Source organism: Enterobacter cloacae complex sp. SYL001 (assembly GCF_049237025.1).
Lineage (GTDB): Bacteria > Pseudomonadota > Gammaproteobacteria > Enterobacterales > Enterobacteriaceae > Enterobacter > Enterobacter intestinihominis.
The window spans coordinates 92,475-107,819 of record NZ_JBMKJI010000006.1 but is presented as its reverse complement, the minus strand read 5'-3'; the positions used below and the strand labels follow the sequence as shown (position 1 = coordinate 107,819).

The window sequence follows — 15,345 nt, the reverse complement described above, 5'->3', positions numbered from 1 at the left end:
TTTAAACACTTATTCTGAAAGATTATGCAGCTTTCACTGCATCCGCAATGCGGTGCGCAAATTCAGTTACCTGCGCTTCGTCTTCACCTTCCACCATCACGCGGATCAGCGGCTCGGTACCCGACTTACGCAGCAGGACGCGTCCACGACTGCCAAGCGTCGCTTCCACCTCTGCCATCACCGCTTTCACGTTATCATTTTCCAGCGGGTCGCCTTTACCAGCGGTGAAACGCACGTTCACCAGGATCTGCGGGAACATTTTCATGCCGCTGCAGAGATCGTGCAGGCTCATATGGTTACGCGCCATCGCGGCAACAACCTGAAGCGCCGCCACAATGCCGTCACCGGTGGTGGTTTTATCGAGCAGGATCACGTGGCCGGAGTTTTCCGCGCCAATGCGCCAGCCTTTTTCCTGAAGTTTTTCCAGCACGTAGCGGTCACCCACTTTCGCGCGAACAAACGGGATGCCCAGCTGTTTCAGCGCCAGCTCCAGACCCATATTGCTCATCAGCGTGCCCACCGCGCCACCGCGCAGTTGCCCCTGACGCAGGCCTTCACGCGCAATGATGTAGAGGATCTGATCGCCATCGACCTTGTTACCTTCGTGGTCAACCATGATCACACGATCGCCATCGCCATCCAGGGCAATACCCAGATCGGCTTTTTCAGCCAGTACACGCGCCTGCAAGGCACGCACGTCTGTCGCGCCGACTTCTTCATTGATGTTCAGACCGTCCGGCTCGCAGCCGATGGTGATCACTTTCGCGCCCAGCTCGCGGAAAACATTCGGCGCAATGTGATAGGTCGCACCGTTTGCACAGTCCACCACAATTTTGAGGTGTGCCAGGCTCAGTTCATTCGGGAACGTGCCTTTGCAGAATTCAATGTAGCGGCCTGCGGCATCGACAATACGGTTGGCTTTACCCAGCTCAGCGGAGTCGACACAGGTGATCTCTTTCTCCATTTCCGCTTCAATCGCCTCTTCCACGTCATCCGGCAGTTTAGTGCCGTCGATGGAGAAGAATTTGATACCGTTGTCATAGAACGGATTATGAGAAGCTGAAATGACGATGCCCGCTTCCGCACGGAAGGTACGAGTCAGATAGGCAACAGCAGGGGTCGGCATTGGCCCCGTAAAGGAAGCTGAAAGCCCCGCCGCCGCCAGCCCGGCTTCCAGCGCGGACTCAAGCATATAACCCGAAATACGGGTATCTTTACCAATAATGATCTTACGGGAGCCATGACGCGCCAGTACCTTACCCGCCGCCCAACCCAGCTTCAGGACAAAGTCAGGGGTAATTGGCGCATCGCCTACGCGCCCACGGATGCCATCGGTACCAAAATATTTACGATTACTCATAGCGTTTGTTTTCCTTCGCTGCCAGTGTGGCTTCCACCACACGCATGGCTTCTACTGTTTCTTTTACGTCATGGACGCGAATGATGTGTGCACCTTGCATCGCGGCAATCACCGCGCAGGCCAGACTGCCGCTCAGACGTTCGTTCGGCCCGACATTCAACAACTGACCAATCATCGATTTTCTCGACATTCCCACCAGCAGTGGCAGGCCGAACTGATGAAACTCTGATAAGCGCGCAAGCAACGCGTAATTGTGTGAGAGATTTTTACCGAAACCGAAGCCCGGGTCGAGCAGCAATTTCTCTTTTGCGATACCCGCACGTTCACAGCGTTCGATATGCTCAATAAAGAAGCGGGTGACGTCGGCAAACACATCTTCATATTTTGGCGCCTCCTGCATTGTCTTAGGCTGGCCCTGCATATGCATCAGACACACCGGTAGCCCGGTTTCAGCGGCGGCTTCAATTGCGCCCGGCTCGGTCAGCGAGCGGATATCATTGATAATGTGAGCGCCCACTCTCGCCACTTCACGGATCACTTCGGGTTTGGAGGTATCAACGGAGATCCACACTTCAAAGCGCCGGGCGATAGCCTCCACCACCGGCACCACGCGCGCCAGCTCTTCTTCCACCGAAACCTCCGCCGCGCCAGGCCGCGTTGACTCCCCTCCAACGTCAATGATGGTGGCACCCGCGTTGATCATTAAATTCGCGTGTTTAACCGCGTCGATAAGCGAGTTATGCGTGCCGCCGTCAGAGAAGGAATCAGGCGTGACATTCAGGATCCCCATCACATGCGGATGTGAAAGGTCGAGATGCGAGTCCTGGGCGAAGAGTTTCATGGCTAAATCCCTGTTATTTGCATGGTTATATAAAAAAGAAAAACCCCGGAGCACGCTCCAGGGTTTGATGTACAGACAAACGCTTCAACAGCAGTGACTTACTTGTCGCCCAACTGCTCTGACATGGTGTTGCCCGGGTTTGGCGTACGCGGTTCATCGACCGGACGCGGTGCACGCGGGGTGCCATTGTTGTCAGAATTGTTAGACGCGCCTGGGTCTTCCCAGCCTGCTGGCGGACGCACTTCGCGGCGAGCCATCAGGTCGTCAATCTGCGGCGCATCGATGGTCTCATATTTCATGAGCGCATCTTTCATCGAATGCAGGATGTCCATATTGTCATTCAGGATCTGACGGGCGCGAGCGTAGTTACGCTCAATCAGCGCTTTCACTTCCTGGTCGATGATACGAGCCGTTTCATCGGACATATGTTTCGCTTTTGCCACGGAGCGGCCCAGGAATACTTCGCCCTCTTCTTCTGCATAGAGCAGCGGACCGAGTTTGTCGGAGAAGCCCCACTGGGTCACCATGTTACGTGCCAGGTTTGTCGCCACTTTAATATCGTTCGACGCACCGGTGGAAACATGTTCCGCACCGTAGATGATCTCTTCTGCCAGACGACCGCCGTACAGGGTTGAAATCTGACTTTCCAGCTTCTGACGGCTGGCGCTGATCGCGTCGCCTTCAGGCAGGAAGAAGGTCACACCCAACGCACGACCGCGTGGAATGATCGTCACCTTGTGTACCGGATCGTGTTCCGGCACCAGACGACCGATAATCGCGTGGCCCGCTTCGTGATATGCCGTGGACTCTTTCTGCGCTTCCGTCATCACCATGGAGCGACGTTCCGCACCCATCATGATTTTGTCTTTCGCTTTCTCAAATTCCACCATGGACACTACACGCTTGTTACCGCGAGCGGCAAACAGTGCTGCCTCGTTGACCAGGTTAGCCAGATCCGCACCGGAGAAGCCTGGAGTACCACGCGCGATGATTGCCGCGTCGATATCTGGTGCCAGCGGTACGCGACGCATATGCACTTTCAGGATCTGTTCACGACCACGAACATCCGGCAGACCGACCACAACCTGACGGTCGAAACGGCCTGGACGCAGCAGCGCAGGGTCGAGTACGTCTGGACGGTTAGTTGCCGCGATAACGATGATACCTTCGTTACCTTCAAAGCCGTCCATTTCAACCAGCATCTGGTTCAGGGTCTGCTCACGTTCATCGTGACCACCGCCCAGGCCTGCGCCACGCTGGCGGCCAACGGCGTCGATTTCATCGATGAAGATGATGCACGGTGCTGCCTTCTTAGCCTGCTCGAACATGTCACGCACACGAGATGCACCGACACCCACGAACATTTCAACGAAGTCAGAACCTGAAATAGTAAAGAACGGGACCTTCGCTTCACCCGCGATGGCTTTTGCCAGCAGGGTTTTACCGGTACCCGGAGGGCCGACCATCAGGACGCCTTTCGGGATCTTACCGCCCAGTTTCTGGAAACGGCTCGGCTCGCGCAGGTATTCAACCAGTTCACCCACCTCTTCTTTTGCTTCGTCACAACCTGCTACGTCAGCAAAGGTGGTCTTGATCTGGTCTTCCGTCAGCATACGCGCCTTGCTCTTACCGAACGACATGGCACCTTTGCCACCACCGCCCTGCATCTGGCGCATAAAGAAGATCCAGACACCGATAAGAAGCAGCATCGGGAACCAGGAAATGAAGATAGAAGCCAACAGGCTTGGTTCTTCCGGCGGCTCGCCTACCACTTTGACGTTTTTGGTCAGAAGGTTATCAAGCAGCTTAGGATCGTTCACCGGGATGTAAGTCGTGTAACGGTTACTATCTTTCTTGGTAACGTTGATCTCACGTCCGTTGATACGCGCTTCGCGAACCTGGTCCTGATTGACCTCTTGCAGGAAGGTAGAATAATCCACCTTGCGGCCATTCGACTCGCTGGGCCCAAAGCTCTGGAAAACTGACATCAGCACAACGGCAATGACCAGCCAGAGTATTAGGTTTTTCGCCATGTCACTCAAGGGATTAACCTCATATTACAACTGTGTTAAAAACAGCGTCAGGATACTCTATATCCAGTTTCATTCAAACTTTCGCCTGAAATCTACCGGTTATCATTTTCGCCCGGTCGCTACAATATACACTTCACGGGAACGGGCCCGGGAAGAGTCCGGCTTACGAACTTTGACCTTCGCAAACAGGGAGCGAATTTCCTTAAGATACTCCTCGAAACCTTCGCCCTGAAACACCTTCACAACAAAACTACCACCAGGCGCTAGTACATCACGACACATTTCTAACGCTAGTTCCACCAGATACATGGCGCGGGGGATATCCACCGCCGGTGTTCCACACATATTTGGTGCCATATCCGACATGACAACCTGGACCTTACTGTCACCTACACGATCAAGTAATGCTTTAAGCACTAATTCATCACGAAAGTCGCCCTGAAGGAAGTCGACACCGACGATGGGATCCATTGGTAAAAGATCGCATGCGATGATTCGGCCCGTTCCGCCGATCTGCGTAACCGCATACTGAGACCATCCGCCAGGTGCCGCACCGAGGTCGACCACCGTCATTCCCGGTTTAAAAAGTTTGTCACTTTGCTGTATTTCATCAAGTTTAAACCAGGCGCGGGAACGTAACCCCTTTTTCTGCGCCTGTTGAACATATTTATCGCTAAAGTGTTCCTGAAGCCAGCGGCTGGAGCTGGCAGAACGCTTTTTACCTGTCATTTAACATTTCCGTCCTGGTTCATCGTTACTTGCCTGTGACGTAAATTTCTACGCAGCTATTTGGCGATATTAGGGAGATGGCGGTAGAATGAACCGTTTTCAATCCCAACGTAAGCAAAAATATACGATGAATCTGAGTACTAAACAAAAACAGCACCTTAAAGGTCTGGCACATCCGCTCAAGCCTGTAGTGATGCTTGGCAACAATGGTTTGACCGAAGGGGTGCTTGCCGAGATTGAACAAGCGCTGGAACACCACGAGCTGATCAAGGTGAAAATCGCCTCTGAAGACAGAGACACTAAAAACCTGATCGTGGAAGCCATCGTGCGCGAAACCGGCGCCTGTAATGTACAGGTCATCGGTAAAACGCTGGTGCTCTATCGCCCATCTAAAGAGCGCAAAATCTCGCTGCCACGTTAAGGATATCCTGAATCAAACACATTTTCTGTGTGAAACGAGGGATTTCTTTCAGCAGGCGAGCAAAATGCCATGCTCCTTGAGTTGATAAAAGGCCGCTATGCGGCCTTTTTCTTTTCTTTACAATGTATCAACATCTTAGAAGAGAAGCGAATTACAGGTATTCAACCTTAATAATTTCGTATTCCACTTCGCCACCCGGGGTGCGGATAATCACAACATCATCCTGCTCTTTGCCAATCAGGCCGCGAGCAATCGGGGAGTTCACCGAAATCAGGTTCTGTTTGAAGTCCGCTTCATCATCACCCACGATGCGATAGGTTTGCTCTTCGTCGTTGTCCAGATTCAGGACGGTGACGGTAGAGCCAAAGATCACGCGACCGTTGTTTGGCATTTTAGTGATATCGATAACCTGCGCGTTGGACAGTTTCGCTTCGATATCTTTGATGCGCCCCTCGCAGAAACCCTGCTGCTCACGCGCCGCGTGGTATTCAGCATTCTCTTTCAGGTCGCCATGCTCACGCGCATCCGCGATAGCGGCGATGATTTCAGGGCGACGTACGGATTTCAGAAAATCCAGCTCTTCGCGCAGTTTTTCGGCACCACGTAAGGTCATCGGAATAGCTTGCATTTGTTATACCTCTTAAACATTCCTGTTGGGAGCAGTGTTCCCTGCTCCAGCCCACCTGAACAGGCCAGAAGCAAAAAGAAAACCGACCCGGGAGCAACGCCCCAGGTCAGCAGCAATTTTTCAATTTGATACGCATTTTACCGCGAAGTTCACTATGGGTCATCGTTTACTTTACAGTGCCATGCACCGTAGTATGACGGTTTGTTTTCGGGTTGTTAGCGCGAGATTATGCGATTTTCCAGTTTTATCATCGGATTGACTACCAGTATAACGTTCACCGTTCAGGCCGCGAATGTTGATGAGTACATTAATCAACTGCCCGCCGGCGCGAACCTTGCCCTGATGGTGCAGAAGGTTGGCGCGCAGGCTCCCGAGATTGACTATCACAGTCAACAGATGGCGCTGCCTGCCAGTACCCAGAAGGTGATCACTGCCCTCGCCGCCCTGCTCCAGCTCGGGCCTGACTTCCGTTTTACTACCACCCTTGAAACCAGAGGTAACGTTGAGGGTGGCGAACTGAAAGGCGATCTTATCGCCCGTTTTGGTGGCGATCCCACCTTTAAGCGCCAGGATGTCCGCAACATGGTGGCGGTACTGAAAAAATCCGGCGTAACAAAAATTGATGGCAACGTGCTGATCGACACCTCCATTTTCGCCAGCCACGATAAAGCGCCTGGCTGGCCATGGAACGACATGACGCAGTGCTTTAGCGCCCCGCCAGCCGCCGCCATCGTTGACCGTAACTGCTTCTCCGTATCGCTTTACAGCGCGCCAAAACCCAATGACTTAGCGTTTATCCGCGTGGCGTCTTATTACCCGGTCACGATGTTCAGCCAGGTGCGGACGCTGGCGAAAGGCTCCCCGGAGGCGCAGTATTGTGAGCTCGACGTGGTACCGGGCGATCTCAATCGCTATACGCTCACCGGCTGCCTGACCCAGCGGGCCGATCCCCTCCCGCTGGCCTTTGCCATTCAGGATGGCGCAGGCTATGCCGGTGCCATTTTTAAAGATGAACTGAAGCAGGCGGGCATAACCTACACCGGAACGCTGCTGCGCCAGACGCAGGTGAATGAACCAGGCACGGTGATTGCCAGCAAACAGTCCGCGCCACTGCATGATTTGCTTAAGATTATGCTGAAAAAGTCGGATAACATGATTGCCGACACGGTGTTCCGTATGATCGGGCACGCGCGCTTTGGTGTGCCAGGAACCTGGCGGGCCGGTTCTGATGCCGTACGTCAGATCCTGCGCCAGCAGGCGGGTATCGATCTGGGCAATACGATCGCTGTCGACGGTTCCGGTTTATCGCGCCATAACCTGATCTCACCGGCCACCATGATGCAGGTGTTGCAGTACATCGCTCAGCATGACGCTGAGCTAAACTTTATTACAATGCTGCCGCTCGCCGGACACGATGGGTCACTTCAGTACCGTGCGGGCCTTCACGCTGCAGGCGTGGATGGCAAAGTGTCAGCCAAAACGGGTTCCCTGCAGGGCGTTTACAACCTTGCCGGTTTTATCACGACAGCCAGCGGGCAACGCATGGCCTTTGTGCAGTATCTGTCCGGCTATGCCGTCGAACCGGCTGACCAGCGCAATCGTCGTATTCCACTGGTGCGTTTCGAAAGCAGGCTCTATAAGGACATCTACCAGAATAACTAGCGATGAAACTACTTATAGTTGAAGACGATCTGTTATTACAGGAAGGGTTAGCGCTGGCACTGGGGAATGAGGGCTACGCCCTGGATTGTGCCGCCACGGCGGCTGAAGCAGATGCCTTGATCCAGAGCGGAGAATACAGCCTTGTGATTCTGGATTTGGGACTGCCGGATAAAGACGGCGCGACGCTGCTCTGCCAGTGGCGTCGTCGCGGAGTGGAGAATCCCGTATTGATTCTCACCGCCCGCGATGCCATTGAAGACAGAATTAACGGGCTGGATTCTGGCGCTGACGATTATCTGGTAAAACCCTTCGCCCTTGCCGAGCTACAGGCTCGCGTACGGGCGTTAATCCGCCGCTATCAGGGCCACAGCGACAACATGCTGACGGACGGGGATATCACCCTCAATCTGCAAACTCAGCAGGTGCTGCGCCAGTCTCAGCCTGTGGAAGTGACCCCAAAAGAGTTCGCTCTGCTGACGCGTCTGATCATGCGCAGCGGGCAGACCGTGCACCGTGAAACGCTGCAACAGGACATCTACTCCTGGCAGGACGATCCAGGATCAAACACGCTTGAAGTTCACATTCATAATCTGCGCCGCAAGCTCGGTAAAGATCGCATCAAAACCGTACGTGGCGTGGGTTACCGTCTGGAGAGCCAGAAATGAACAGTATGCGCCGGCGATTAATGGTGTTGCTGGCGGTTATACTGCTATTTTTTCAACTGGTTAGCGTAGTCTGGCTGTGGCATGAGAGCCGCGAGCAAATCGGTTTTCTGGTGAATGAAACGTTGTCTGCGAAAGCGCGCAACAACCATGTCGAAAAAGAGATCCGCGAAGCCATTGCCTCCCTGCTAGTCCCTTCTCTGGTGATGGTCGGTTTTACCCTGCTCTTCTCATTCTGGGCCGTCACCTGGATCACCCGACCACTCAACAAACTTCGCGCCAGCCTTGCGAACCGTTCGGCGGATAATCTGACTCCCCTGCCGATGTATTCTGATATGGAAGAGATAGGCGCAGTAACCACGTCCCTCAACCAACTCCTCGCCCGGCTGGACCACACTATTCAACAGGAACGCCTGTTTACCGCCGATGCGGCACACGAGTTACGTACGCCGCTTGCGGGGATCAGGCTCCATCTGGAACTGATGGCTCAGTCCGGCTCCCCGCAGGCCACGCCACTGATAAACCGGATCGATCAGTTGATGCACACGGTGGAACAGCTGCTGATGCTGGCGCGTGCCGGACAGGCGATGGCCAGCGGCCATTACGATACCGTGAACTGGACTGAGACGATCATTGCTCCGCTTAGCCTGGAGCATGAAGCCAGAGAGCATACGGTGATATGGCCGGCCCACAGCGCGCTGACGGTTCAGGGCGACGCCGTCCTGTTACGTCTGATGCTAAGGAACCTTCTGGAGAATGCCGCCCGCTACAGCCCGGCAGGCACAACCATTGAAGTGGCATTAACAGCGACGGAAAGCGGTACCCAGGTGAGCGTTACCGATCAGGGGCCGGGTATTGATGAGGCACACCGCCAGTCGATCACCGAACCTTTCCGACGTCTCGACCAGCGCTACGGCGGCAGCGGCCTTGGGCTGAGCATCGTACAGCGTATCGTACAGCTCCATCATGGCTATTTAACGCTGAAGAACGGCGCTGAGGGCGGCCTCATCGCCAGCTGTTGGTTACCGGCGAAAATAGGATAAAAAAAAGCCCCGTTAAGGGGCTTTATACTGAGGTTAGTGCTTGTAGATGAACTCGACGCCTTCTTCGTCGTCTTCATCCCAGTCATCGTCCCAGTCTTCATCATCTTCTTCCGCTTCCAGCTCTTCGAGCTGCTGGCGGTGGTATTCATCCCACATGAATTCGACTTTTTCAGGCTGTTTCGCCTCTTCTGCCTGAACAACCGGATTCTCGATGATAAAGGTCATCACATCCCAGCAGAGATCTTTCACGCCAACCTGGCTGGCGGCAGAGATCAGGTAGTACTTATCTTCCCAACCCATCGCTTCGGCAATCGCTTTCGCTTTCGCTTCAGCTTCCGCTTTGTCCATCAGGTCGATCTTGTTAAATACCAGCCAGCGCGGTTTTTGCGCCAGTTTTTCACTGTATTTCTCCAGCTCACCGATAATGATACGGGCGTTTTCAACCGGATCGGAACCGTCGATTGGATCGATGTCGATGAGGTGCAACAGTACGCGACAACGCTCAAGGTGCTTCAGGAAGCGAATCCCCAGACCGGCGCCTTCTGCTGCCCCTTCAATCAGACCCGGGATGTCAGCGACCACGAAGCTCTTCTCGTTATCCATACGGACAACGCCCAGGCTCGGTACCAGCGTCGTAAACGGATAATCTGCCACTTTTGGTTTCGCCGCAGAGACCGCACGGATAAACGTCGATTTACCGGCGTTTGGCATACCCAGCATCCCCACATCCGCCAGCAGCATCAGTTCCAGTTGCAGGTCGCGCTTATCACCCGGGGTACCCATGGTTTTCTGACGCGGGGTACGGTTAACGGAAGATTTGAAACGGCTGTTACCCAGACCGTGCCAGCCGCCTTTCGCCACCATCAGGCGCTGACCGTGTTTGGTCATATCACCCATGGTTTCGCCCGTGCCCTGATCGATGACACGCGTACCTACCGGCACTTTGATCGTCACGTCTTTACCGCGTTTACCGGTACAGTCGCGGCTCTGGCCGTTCTGCCCACGTTCGGCGCGGAAAGATTTTTCGAAACGGTAGTCGATCAGCGTGTTGAGGTTTTCATCCGCCTCCAGCCACACGTCGCCACCGTCCCCACCGTCACCGCCGTCAGGACCGCCACGAGGAATATATTTTTCACGGCGGAAGCTTACACAACCGTTACCGCCATCACCTGCCACGACCAGAATCGTCGCTTCATCAACAAACTTCATTTTACTCTCCGTAACTCATTCGCCTGAGCGGGGGACTATTACAACCGCTTCATTTTTGCGCCAACGCCCCCAGAGACGATGACCAATGGCGGAATACATCGCGCCCGCAACCACGACAAACGCACCGAGATAACCCAACAGGTTGAGCATCGGCTTGACGAAGACATCGGGCCAGGCCATTGATAACAAATCTGAAAATAACAGCGTAAACAGCGGGGTAAGCGTGATTAAGGCGCTCACCTGTGCTGCCTGCCAGCGCGCCATGGCTTCAGCCAGCGCGCCATAACCGACCAGCGTGTTCAGCCCACAAAAAATGAGGCACGCCAGTTGCCAGTCGCTGAGCTGGGTAATCACCCCCGGCTTAGCTAACGGCAATAATGCCAGTGTACACAAAGTGTACAGCAAAAAGAGGATCTGCTGTGAGGCAAGTCGACGCAATAACACCTTTTGCGCGACGCCATAACTCACCCAGACCGTTGCTGCGCCCACCCCAAAAATGACACCCCAGGTGTAATCCGTCAGGCGGGTAAAAATCTCGATCAGACTGGTGTTAAAGAACATCACCAGACCGCAAAGCAGCATGCTTGCCCCGATGATCTGCGTACCGCGCATCTTCTCCTTGAGGATGAATACGCTGGCGACCATCATGCCGACCGGTGATAGCTGACCAATCACCTGCGACGCTGTAGGGCTAAGATATTGCAGGGAAGAGCTGAACAGAATGAAGTTACCGAACAGACCGCCCGTCGCGATAGCCAGTAACACCAGCCAGCGCGGTTTTCGGAAGATGCGCAGCGGTGGCAGCTTACCTTTGACGGCCAGAATGGCGCCCAGGCCTATACTTGCCATCAGGAAGCGATAAAACACCACCGTGGGCGGTTCCATCACTTCCAGTACCTGCTTCATTGCAATTGGCAGCGCACCCCAGCACATCGCGGTAGTGAGCGCCAAAAGAATACCAATGCCGGCCTGCTGCTTCATGCCCGTTTTCCCTACAGAAAATTTTCCGGGTTTCCAATGTAAAAAGCCCCGCAACACGTTGCGGGGCTTTAATCCGTTACCGGACCGAGAAAACCTTACTCAGCAACGATGCTGATGTATTTACGGTTGTTCGGGCCTTTAACTTCAAATTTCACTTTACCGTCTGCTTTAGCAAACAGAGTGTGGTCACGACCGCAACCTACGTTGGTACCCGCGTGGAACTTGGTGCCACGCTGACGAACGATGATGCTACCCGCCAGAACGGATTCGCCACCGAAACGCTTAACGCCCAGGCGTTTAGCTTCTGAATCGCGACCGTTACGTGTGGAGCCGCCAGCCTTTTTATGTGCCATTTAAATCTCTCCTCAGGTCTTAGGCGCTGATGCCAGTAATTTTCACATCAGTGAACCACTGACGGTGGCCCTGCTGCTTACGATAGTGTTTACGACGACGAAACTTAACGATTTTAACTTTCTCGCCACGACCGTGAGCAACAACTTCAGCTTTGATAACGCCGCCATCAACGAAAGGAACGCCGATTTTGACTTCTTCACCGTTTGCGATCATCAGAACTTCAGCGAACTCAACAGATTCGCCAGTTGCGATGTCCAGCTTTTCCAGGCGAACGGTCTGACCTTCGCTTACTCGGTGTTGTTTACCACCACTTTGGAAAACCGCGTACATATAAACTCCGCTTCCGCGCACATCCTCGTATGATTCAGAGTGCGCTATAAATATTCACAATAGGGCGCGAATATTACGCAAAACGCGAGCCTTTGACAAGTGCTACCATCAATACATGAAGAAAAAAAACACAACACGTACGGTAACGTTTATCTGAGCCATTTTTTCAGTACAATCAGCAATACTATTTATAAACCGAAACCCTTTGTGTACCCATCTCGTGTGGGATAAACAGGATAAAAAGCCCGGCTTTTGCGATGAATTTAGAAAAAATCAATGAGTTAACCGCGCAAGATATGGCGGGTGTGAATGCAGCAATCCTGGAGCAACTCAACTCTGACGTTCAGCTGATCAATCAGTTGGGCTATTACATCGTCAGCGGCGGCGGTAAACGTATTCGTCCGATGATTGCCATTCTGGCCGCACGCGCGGTTGGCTATCAGGGAAATGCCCACGTCACGATCGCGGCGCTGATCGAATTTATCCACACCGCCACCCTGCTTCATGACGATGTTGTGGATGAATCAGACATGCGTCGTGGCAAAGCCACCGCCAATGCCGCGTTTGGTAATGCGGCAAGCGTTCTGGTAGGGGATTTTATCTATACCCGAGCCTTCCAGATGATGACCAGCCTTGGCTCGCTGAAGGTGCTGGAAGTGATGTCAGAAGCCGTAAACGTTATCGCTGAAGGCGAAGTCCTACAGTTGATGAACGTTAACGACCCGGACATCACCGAAGAAAACTATATGCGGGTGATTTACAGCAAGACCGCACGTCTGTTTGAAGCCGCCGCACAGTGCTCCGGCATTCTGGCAGGCTGTAGCGAAGCTCAGGAAAAAGGGCTTCAGGACTACGGCCGTTACCTCGGCACCGCGTTCCAGCTGATTGATGATTTGCTGGACTACAGCGCGGATGGCGAAACGCTCGGTAAAAACGTTGGTGATGACCTGAACGAAGGCAAGCCAACGCTGCCGCTGCTCCACGCGATGCGCAATGGCACACCAGAGCAGGCGAAAATGATCCGGGAGGCTATCGAGCAGGGAAATGGTCGCCATCTTCTGGAACCGGTACTGGAAACAATGGCCATCTGTGGTTCCCTTGAATGGACGCGTCAGCGTGCTGAAGAAGAAGCAGACAAAGCCATCGCCGCAATTCAGGTCATTCCCGACAGCCCATGGCGTGACGCGCTAATCGGTCTCGCGCACATCGCCGTCCAGCGCGACCGTTAATCCCCTCCTCATCTCCCTGCGATCTCGTAGGGAGGTTCCAGTACGCACCAATAAATTACATTTACGCGTAAGCTCATCAGGTTACAGGCCGTATGTATAAAGCCGTGCCTTATTCTGAATATTGCTTCTCGTAACATGAACTTTTTAGAACAGATGTTCGAAGTGAGTATAGTAATGCTGTCTTTTCACACGAAACGACGTGGACGATAACGAACACAAGGACAGCATTATGGATACAAAATTCATCGACTGGCATTCTGCTGACATTATTGCGGCACTGCGTAAAAAAGGGACATCGCTGGCTGCCGAATCACGTCGTCATGGGCTGAGCTCGTCGACGCTGGCAAACGCCCTGACCCGCCCATGGCCGAAGGGGGAACTGATTATTGCGACGGCGCTGGATACGCATCCGTGGGTGATATGGCCGTCACGCTATCACGATCCCATTACCCATGAATTTATCGACAGAACGCGCATGATGCGCCAGAGCAAAGCGAAGAAAGCACATCAGGACTGATGCACCCGGATTTACAGGAACAGCAATCCCCCGGCCTGTTCTGGCAGGGGGGTGCCGGAACGATTACTCGCCCTTCACACGCTCGATATTCGCACCCAGCGCGCGCAGTTTGTCTTCAATACGCTCGTAACCACGATCGATGTGGTAGATACGATCGACAACGGTAGTCCCTTCTGCAATACAACCTGCCAGTACGAGGCTCGCAGACGCGCGCAGATCGGTCGCCATCACCTGCGCACCGGACAGTTTTTCAACGCCGTGGCAAATGACCGTGTTGCTTTCAATCTCAGCATGCGCACCCATACGGATCAGTTCCGGTACGTGCATGAAACGGTTTTCGAAGATAGTTTCCGTGATGAAGCCTGTGCCTTCGGCCACCAGGTTCAACAGGGTGAACTGTGCCTGCATATCCGTCGGGAATGCCGGATGTGGCGCAGTGCGCACGTTAACGGCTTTAGGACGCTGCCCGTGCATATCGAGGCTGATCCAGTCTTCACCAATTTCAATGTCCGCACCCGCATCGCGCAGTTTCGCCAGCACCGCATCCAGGGTATCCGGTTGTGCGTTACGACAAACAATCTTACCGCCAGAAATGGCAGCCGCTACCAGGAAAGTACCGGTTTCGATACGGTCTGGCAGTACGCGGTACACACCACCACCCAGACGTTCAACGCCTTCGATGGTGATACGGTCTGTGCCCTGCCCGCTGATCTTCGCCCCCAGCGCGACCAGGAAGTTCGCGGTATCCACGATTTCCGGCTCTCGGGCGGCGTTTTCGATGATGGTAGTGCCTTCTGCCAGCGTAGCAGCCGACATGATGGTTACCGTTGCACCCACGCTCACTTTGTCCATGACAATGTGCGCGCCTTTCAGGCGACCGTTGACGGACGCTTTAACGTACCCCTCTTCCAGCTTGATCTCCGCGCCCAGCTTTTCCAGACCGAAGATATGCAGGTCGACTGGACGGGCGCCGATAGCGCATCCGCCCGGCAGTGAAACCTGTCCCTGACCGAAACGCGCAACCAGCGGGCCAAGCGCCCAGATGGAAGCACGCATGGTTTTCACCAGCTCATACGGCGCTGAGAAGTTGTTCACGTTGCTGGCATCAATCCAGACGGAACCGTTACGCTCCACTTTGGTGCCCAACTGGCCGAGCAACTTCATGGTCGTGTCGATATCTTTCAGCTTCGGTACGTTCTGGATCTCTACCGGCTCTTCTGCGAGCAGCGCAGCGAAAAGAATGGGCAGCGCGGCGTTTTTAGCGCCAGAAATTGTGACTTCGCCCTGGAGACGCGTGGGTCCCTGTACACGAAATTTATCCATCGTTTGCTCTCTTATAAATTCAA

General features: G+C 53.9%; 16 protein-coding genes. 6 read left to right on the top strand and 10 right to left on the bottom strand.

What is annotated here, in order from left to right; genetic code table 11:
* Positions 1 to 22 precede the first annotated feature (22 nt).
* The 4 genes from glmM to rlmE form a co-directional block, all read right to left on the bottom strand.
* Positions 23 to 1,360: a phosphoglucosamine mutase gene (gene glmM / locus ACOTZP_RS08735; RefSeq protein ID WP_003861804.1), complete on the bottom strand. Its 1,338-nt coding sequence runs from the start codon at positions 1,358 to 1,360 to the stop codon at positions 23 to 25.
* A complete protein-coding gene (gene folP / locus ACOTZP_RS08730) occupies positions 1,353 to 2,201 on the bottom strand; it encodes a dihydropteroate synthase (protein WP_022649520.1) in 849 nt (282 codons plus the stop codon). Before folP ends, glmM begins: the two co-directional genes overlap by 8 nt.
* 98 nt (positions 2,202 to 2,299) lie before the next feature.
* Positions 2,300 to 4,234 carry an ATP-dependent zinc metalloprotease FtsH gene (gene ftsH / locus ACOTZP_RS08725; RefSeq protein WP_003861810.1) on the bottom strand — a complete coding sequence of 645 codons (1,935 nt, stop codon included), beginning with the start codon at positions 4,232 to 4,234 and terminating at the stop codon, positions 2,300 to 2,302.
* Between the two features lie 102 nt (positions 4,235 to 4,336).
* Positions 4,337 to 4,963, bottom strand: coding sequence for a 23S rRNA (uridine(2552)-2'-O)-methyltransferase RlmE (gene rlmE / locus ACOTZP_RS08720; protein WP_003861812.1), 627 nt, complete (start codon positions 4,961 to 4,963; stop codon positions 4,337 to 4,339).
* Between the two features lie 127 nt (positions 4,964 to 5,090).
* On the opposite strand from rlmE, the gene yhbY reads away from it, so the two are divergent.
* Positions 5,091 to 5,384 (top strand): ribosome assembly RNA-binding protein YhbY, encoded by a 294-nt coding sequence (yhbY, locus tag ACOTZP_RS08715; protein ID WP_003861814.1) that lies wholly within the window; start codon positions 5,091 to 5,093, stop codon positions 5,382 to 5,384.
* 151 nt (positions 5,385 to 5,535) lie between these two features.
* On the opposite strand, the gene greA is transcribed toward yhbY, so the two are convergent.
* Entirely contained in the window at positions 5,536 to 6,012 is a 477-nt protein-coding gene (gene greA / locus ACOTZP_RS08710; protein WP_023298719.1) for a transcription elongation factor GreA, read from the bottom strand.
* Between the two features lie 228 nt (positions 6,013 to 6,240).
* Between greA and dacB the strand changes: the two genes are divergently transcribed.
* Genes dacB through pmrB form a run of 3 tightly spaced genes read left to right on the top strand, consistent with a single transcriptional unit; the run spans position 6,241 to position 9,379 of the window.
* Positions 6,241 to 7,674 carry a serine-type D-Ala-D-Ala carboxypeptidase gene (gene dacB, locus ACOTZP_RS08705; protein ID WP_003861817.1) on the top strand — a complete coding sequence of 478 codons (1,434 nt, stop codon included), beginning with the start codon at positions 6,241 to 6,243 and terminating at the stop codon, positions 7,672 to 7,674.
* A 2-nt stretch (positions 7,675 to 7,676) separates the two neighbouring features.
* Positions 7,677 to 8,339 carry a two-component system response regulator PmrA gene (pmrA, locus tag ACOTZP_RS08700; RefSeq protein ID WP_046620875.1) on the top strand — a complete coding sequence of 221 codons (663 nt, stop codon included), beginning with the start codon at positions 7,677 to 7,679 and terminating at the stop codon, positions 8,337 to 8,339.
* Complete coding sequence (gene pmrB, locus ACOTZP_RS08695; RefSeq protein ID WP_421633690.1) at positions 8,336 to 9,379, top strand: two-component system sensor histidine kinase PmrB; 1,044 nt, start codon at positions 8,336 to 8,338, stop codon at positions 9,377 to 9,379. Before pmrA ends, pmrB begins: the two co-directional genes overlap by 4 nt.
* 33 nt (positions 9,380 to 9,412) lie before the next feature.
* Here pmrB and cgtA read toward each other — a convergent pair whose 3' ends face one another.
* The 4 genes from cgtA to rplU form a co-directional block, all read right to left on the bottom strand.
* Positions 9,413 to 10,588: an Obg family GTPase CgtA gene (cgtA, locus tag ACOTZP_RS08690; protein WP_271075425.1), complete on the bottom strand. Its 1,176-nt coding sequence runs from the start codon at positions 10,586 to 10,588 to the stop codon at positions 9,413 to 9,415.
* A gap of 15 nt (positions 10,589 to 10,603) precedes the next feature.
* Entirely contained in the window at positions 10,604 to 11,569 is a 966-nt protein-coding gene (locus tag ACOTZP_RS08685; RefSeq protein WP_003861826.1) for a DMT family transporter, read from the bottom strand.
* 95 nt (positions 11,570 to 11,664) lie between these two features.
* On the bottom strand, positions 11,665 to 11,922 hold the full coding sequence (gene rpmA, locus ACOTZP_RS08680) for a 50S ribosomal protein L27 (protein WP_003861831.1): 258 nt from the start codon (positions 11,920 to 11,922) through the stop codon (positions 11,665 to 11,667).
* Between the two features lie 19 nt (positions 11,923 to 11,941).
* A complete protein-coding gene (gene rplU, locus ACOTZP_RS08675; protein WP_003025032.1) occupies positions 11,942 to 12,253 on the bottom strand; it encodes a 50S ribosomal protein L21 in 312 nt (103 codons plus the stop codon).
* Positions 12,254 to 12,510: 257 nt separating this feature from the next.
* On the opposite strand from rplU, the gene ispB reads away from it, so the two are divergent.
* A complete protein-coding gene (gene ispB, locus ACOTZP_RS08670; protein WP_006812126.1) occupies positions 12,511 to 13,482 on the top strand; it encodes an octaprenyl diphosphate synthase in 972 nt (323 codons plus the stop codon).
* 229 nt (positions 13,483 to 13,711) lie between these two features.
* A complete protein-coding gene (gene sfsB / locus ACOTZP_RS08665; RefSeq protein ID WP_022649524.1) occupies positions 13,712 to 13,999 on the top strand; it encodes a DNA-binding transcriptional regulator SfsB in 288 nt (95 codons plus the stop codon).
* A 63-nt stretch (positions 14,000 to 14,062) separates the two neighbouring features.
* Here sfsB and murA read toward each other — a convergent pair whose 3' ends face one another.
* Positions 14,063 to 15,322: a UDP-N-acetylglucosamine 1-carboxyvinyltransferase gene (murA, locus tag ACOTZP_RS08660; RefSeq protein ID WP_006812128.1), complete on the bottom strand. Its 1,260-nt coding sequence runs from the start codon at positions 15,320 to 15,322 to the stop codon at positions 14,063 to 14,065.
* Positions 15,323 to 15,345: the final 23 nt, after the last annotated feature.

What these genes read in the sequence shown, in the direction of transcription:
- glmM (WP_003861804.1), bottom strand. Translation starts at nt 1,360, where the DNA reads ATGAGTAATCGTAAATATTTTGGTACCGATGGCATCCGTGGGCGCGTA.
- folP (WP_022649520.1), bottom strand. Translation starts at nt 2,201, where the DNA reads ATGAAACTCTTCGCCCAGGACTCGCATCTCGACCTTTCACATCCGCAT.
- ftsH (WP_003861810.1), bottom strand. Translation starts at nt 4,234, where the DNA reads ATGGCGAAAAACCTAATACTCTGGCTGGTCATTGCCGTTGTGCTGATG.
- rlmE (WP_003861812.1), bottom strand. Translation starts at nt 4,963, where the DNA reads ATGACAGGTAAAAAGCGTTCTGCCAGCTCCAGCCGCTGGCTTCAGGAA.
- yhbY (WP_003861814.1), top strand. Translation starts at nt 5,091, where the DNA reads ATGAATCTGAGTACTAAACAAAAACAGCACCTTAAAGGTCTGGCACAT.
- greA (WP_023298719.1), bottom strand. Translation starts at nt 6,012, where the DNA reads ATGCAAGCTATTCCGATGACCTTACGTGGTGCCGAAAAACTGCGCGAA.
- dacB (WP_003861817.1), top strand. Translation starts at nt 6,241, where the DNA reads ATGCGATTTTCCAGTTTTATCATCGGATTGACTACCAGTATAACGTTC.
- pmrA (WP_046620875.1), top strand. Translation starts at nt 7,677, where the DNA reads ATGAAACTACTTATAGTTGAAGACGATCTGTTATTACAGGAAGGGTTA.
- pmrB (WP_421633690.1), top strand. Translation starts at nt 8,336, where the DNA reads ATGAACAGTATGCGCCGGCGATTAATGGTGTTGCTGGCGGTTATACTG.
- cgtA (WP_271075425.1), bottom strand. Translation starts at nt 10,588, where the DNA reads ATGAAGTTTGTTGATGAAGCGACGATTCTGGTCGTGGCAGGTGATGGC.
- ACOTZP_RS08685 (WP_003861826.1), bottom strand. Translation starts at nt 11,569, where the DNA reads ATGAAGCAGCAGGCCGGCATTGGTATTCTTTTGGCGCTCACTACCGCG.
- rpmA (WP_003861831.1), bottom strand. Translation starts at nt 11,922, where the DNA reads ATGGCACATAAAAAGGCTGGCGGCTCCACACGTAACGGTCGCGATTCA.
- rplU (WP_003025032.1), bottom strand. Translation starts at nt 12,253, where the DNA reads ATGTACGCGGTTTTCCAAAGTGGTGGTAAACAACACCGAGTAAGCGAA.
- ispB (WP_006812126.1), top strand. Translation starts at nt 12,511, where the DNA reads ATGAATTTAGAAAAAATCAATGAGTTAACCGCGCAAGATATGGCGGGT.
- sfsB (WP_022649524.1), top strand. Translation starts at nt 13,712, where the DNA reads ATGGATACAAAATTCATCGACTGGCATTCTGCTGACATTATTGCGGCA.
- murA (WP_006812128.1), bottom strand. Translation starts at nt 15,322, where the DNA reads ATGGATAAATTTCGTGTACAGGGACCCACGCGTCTCCAGGGCGAAGTC.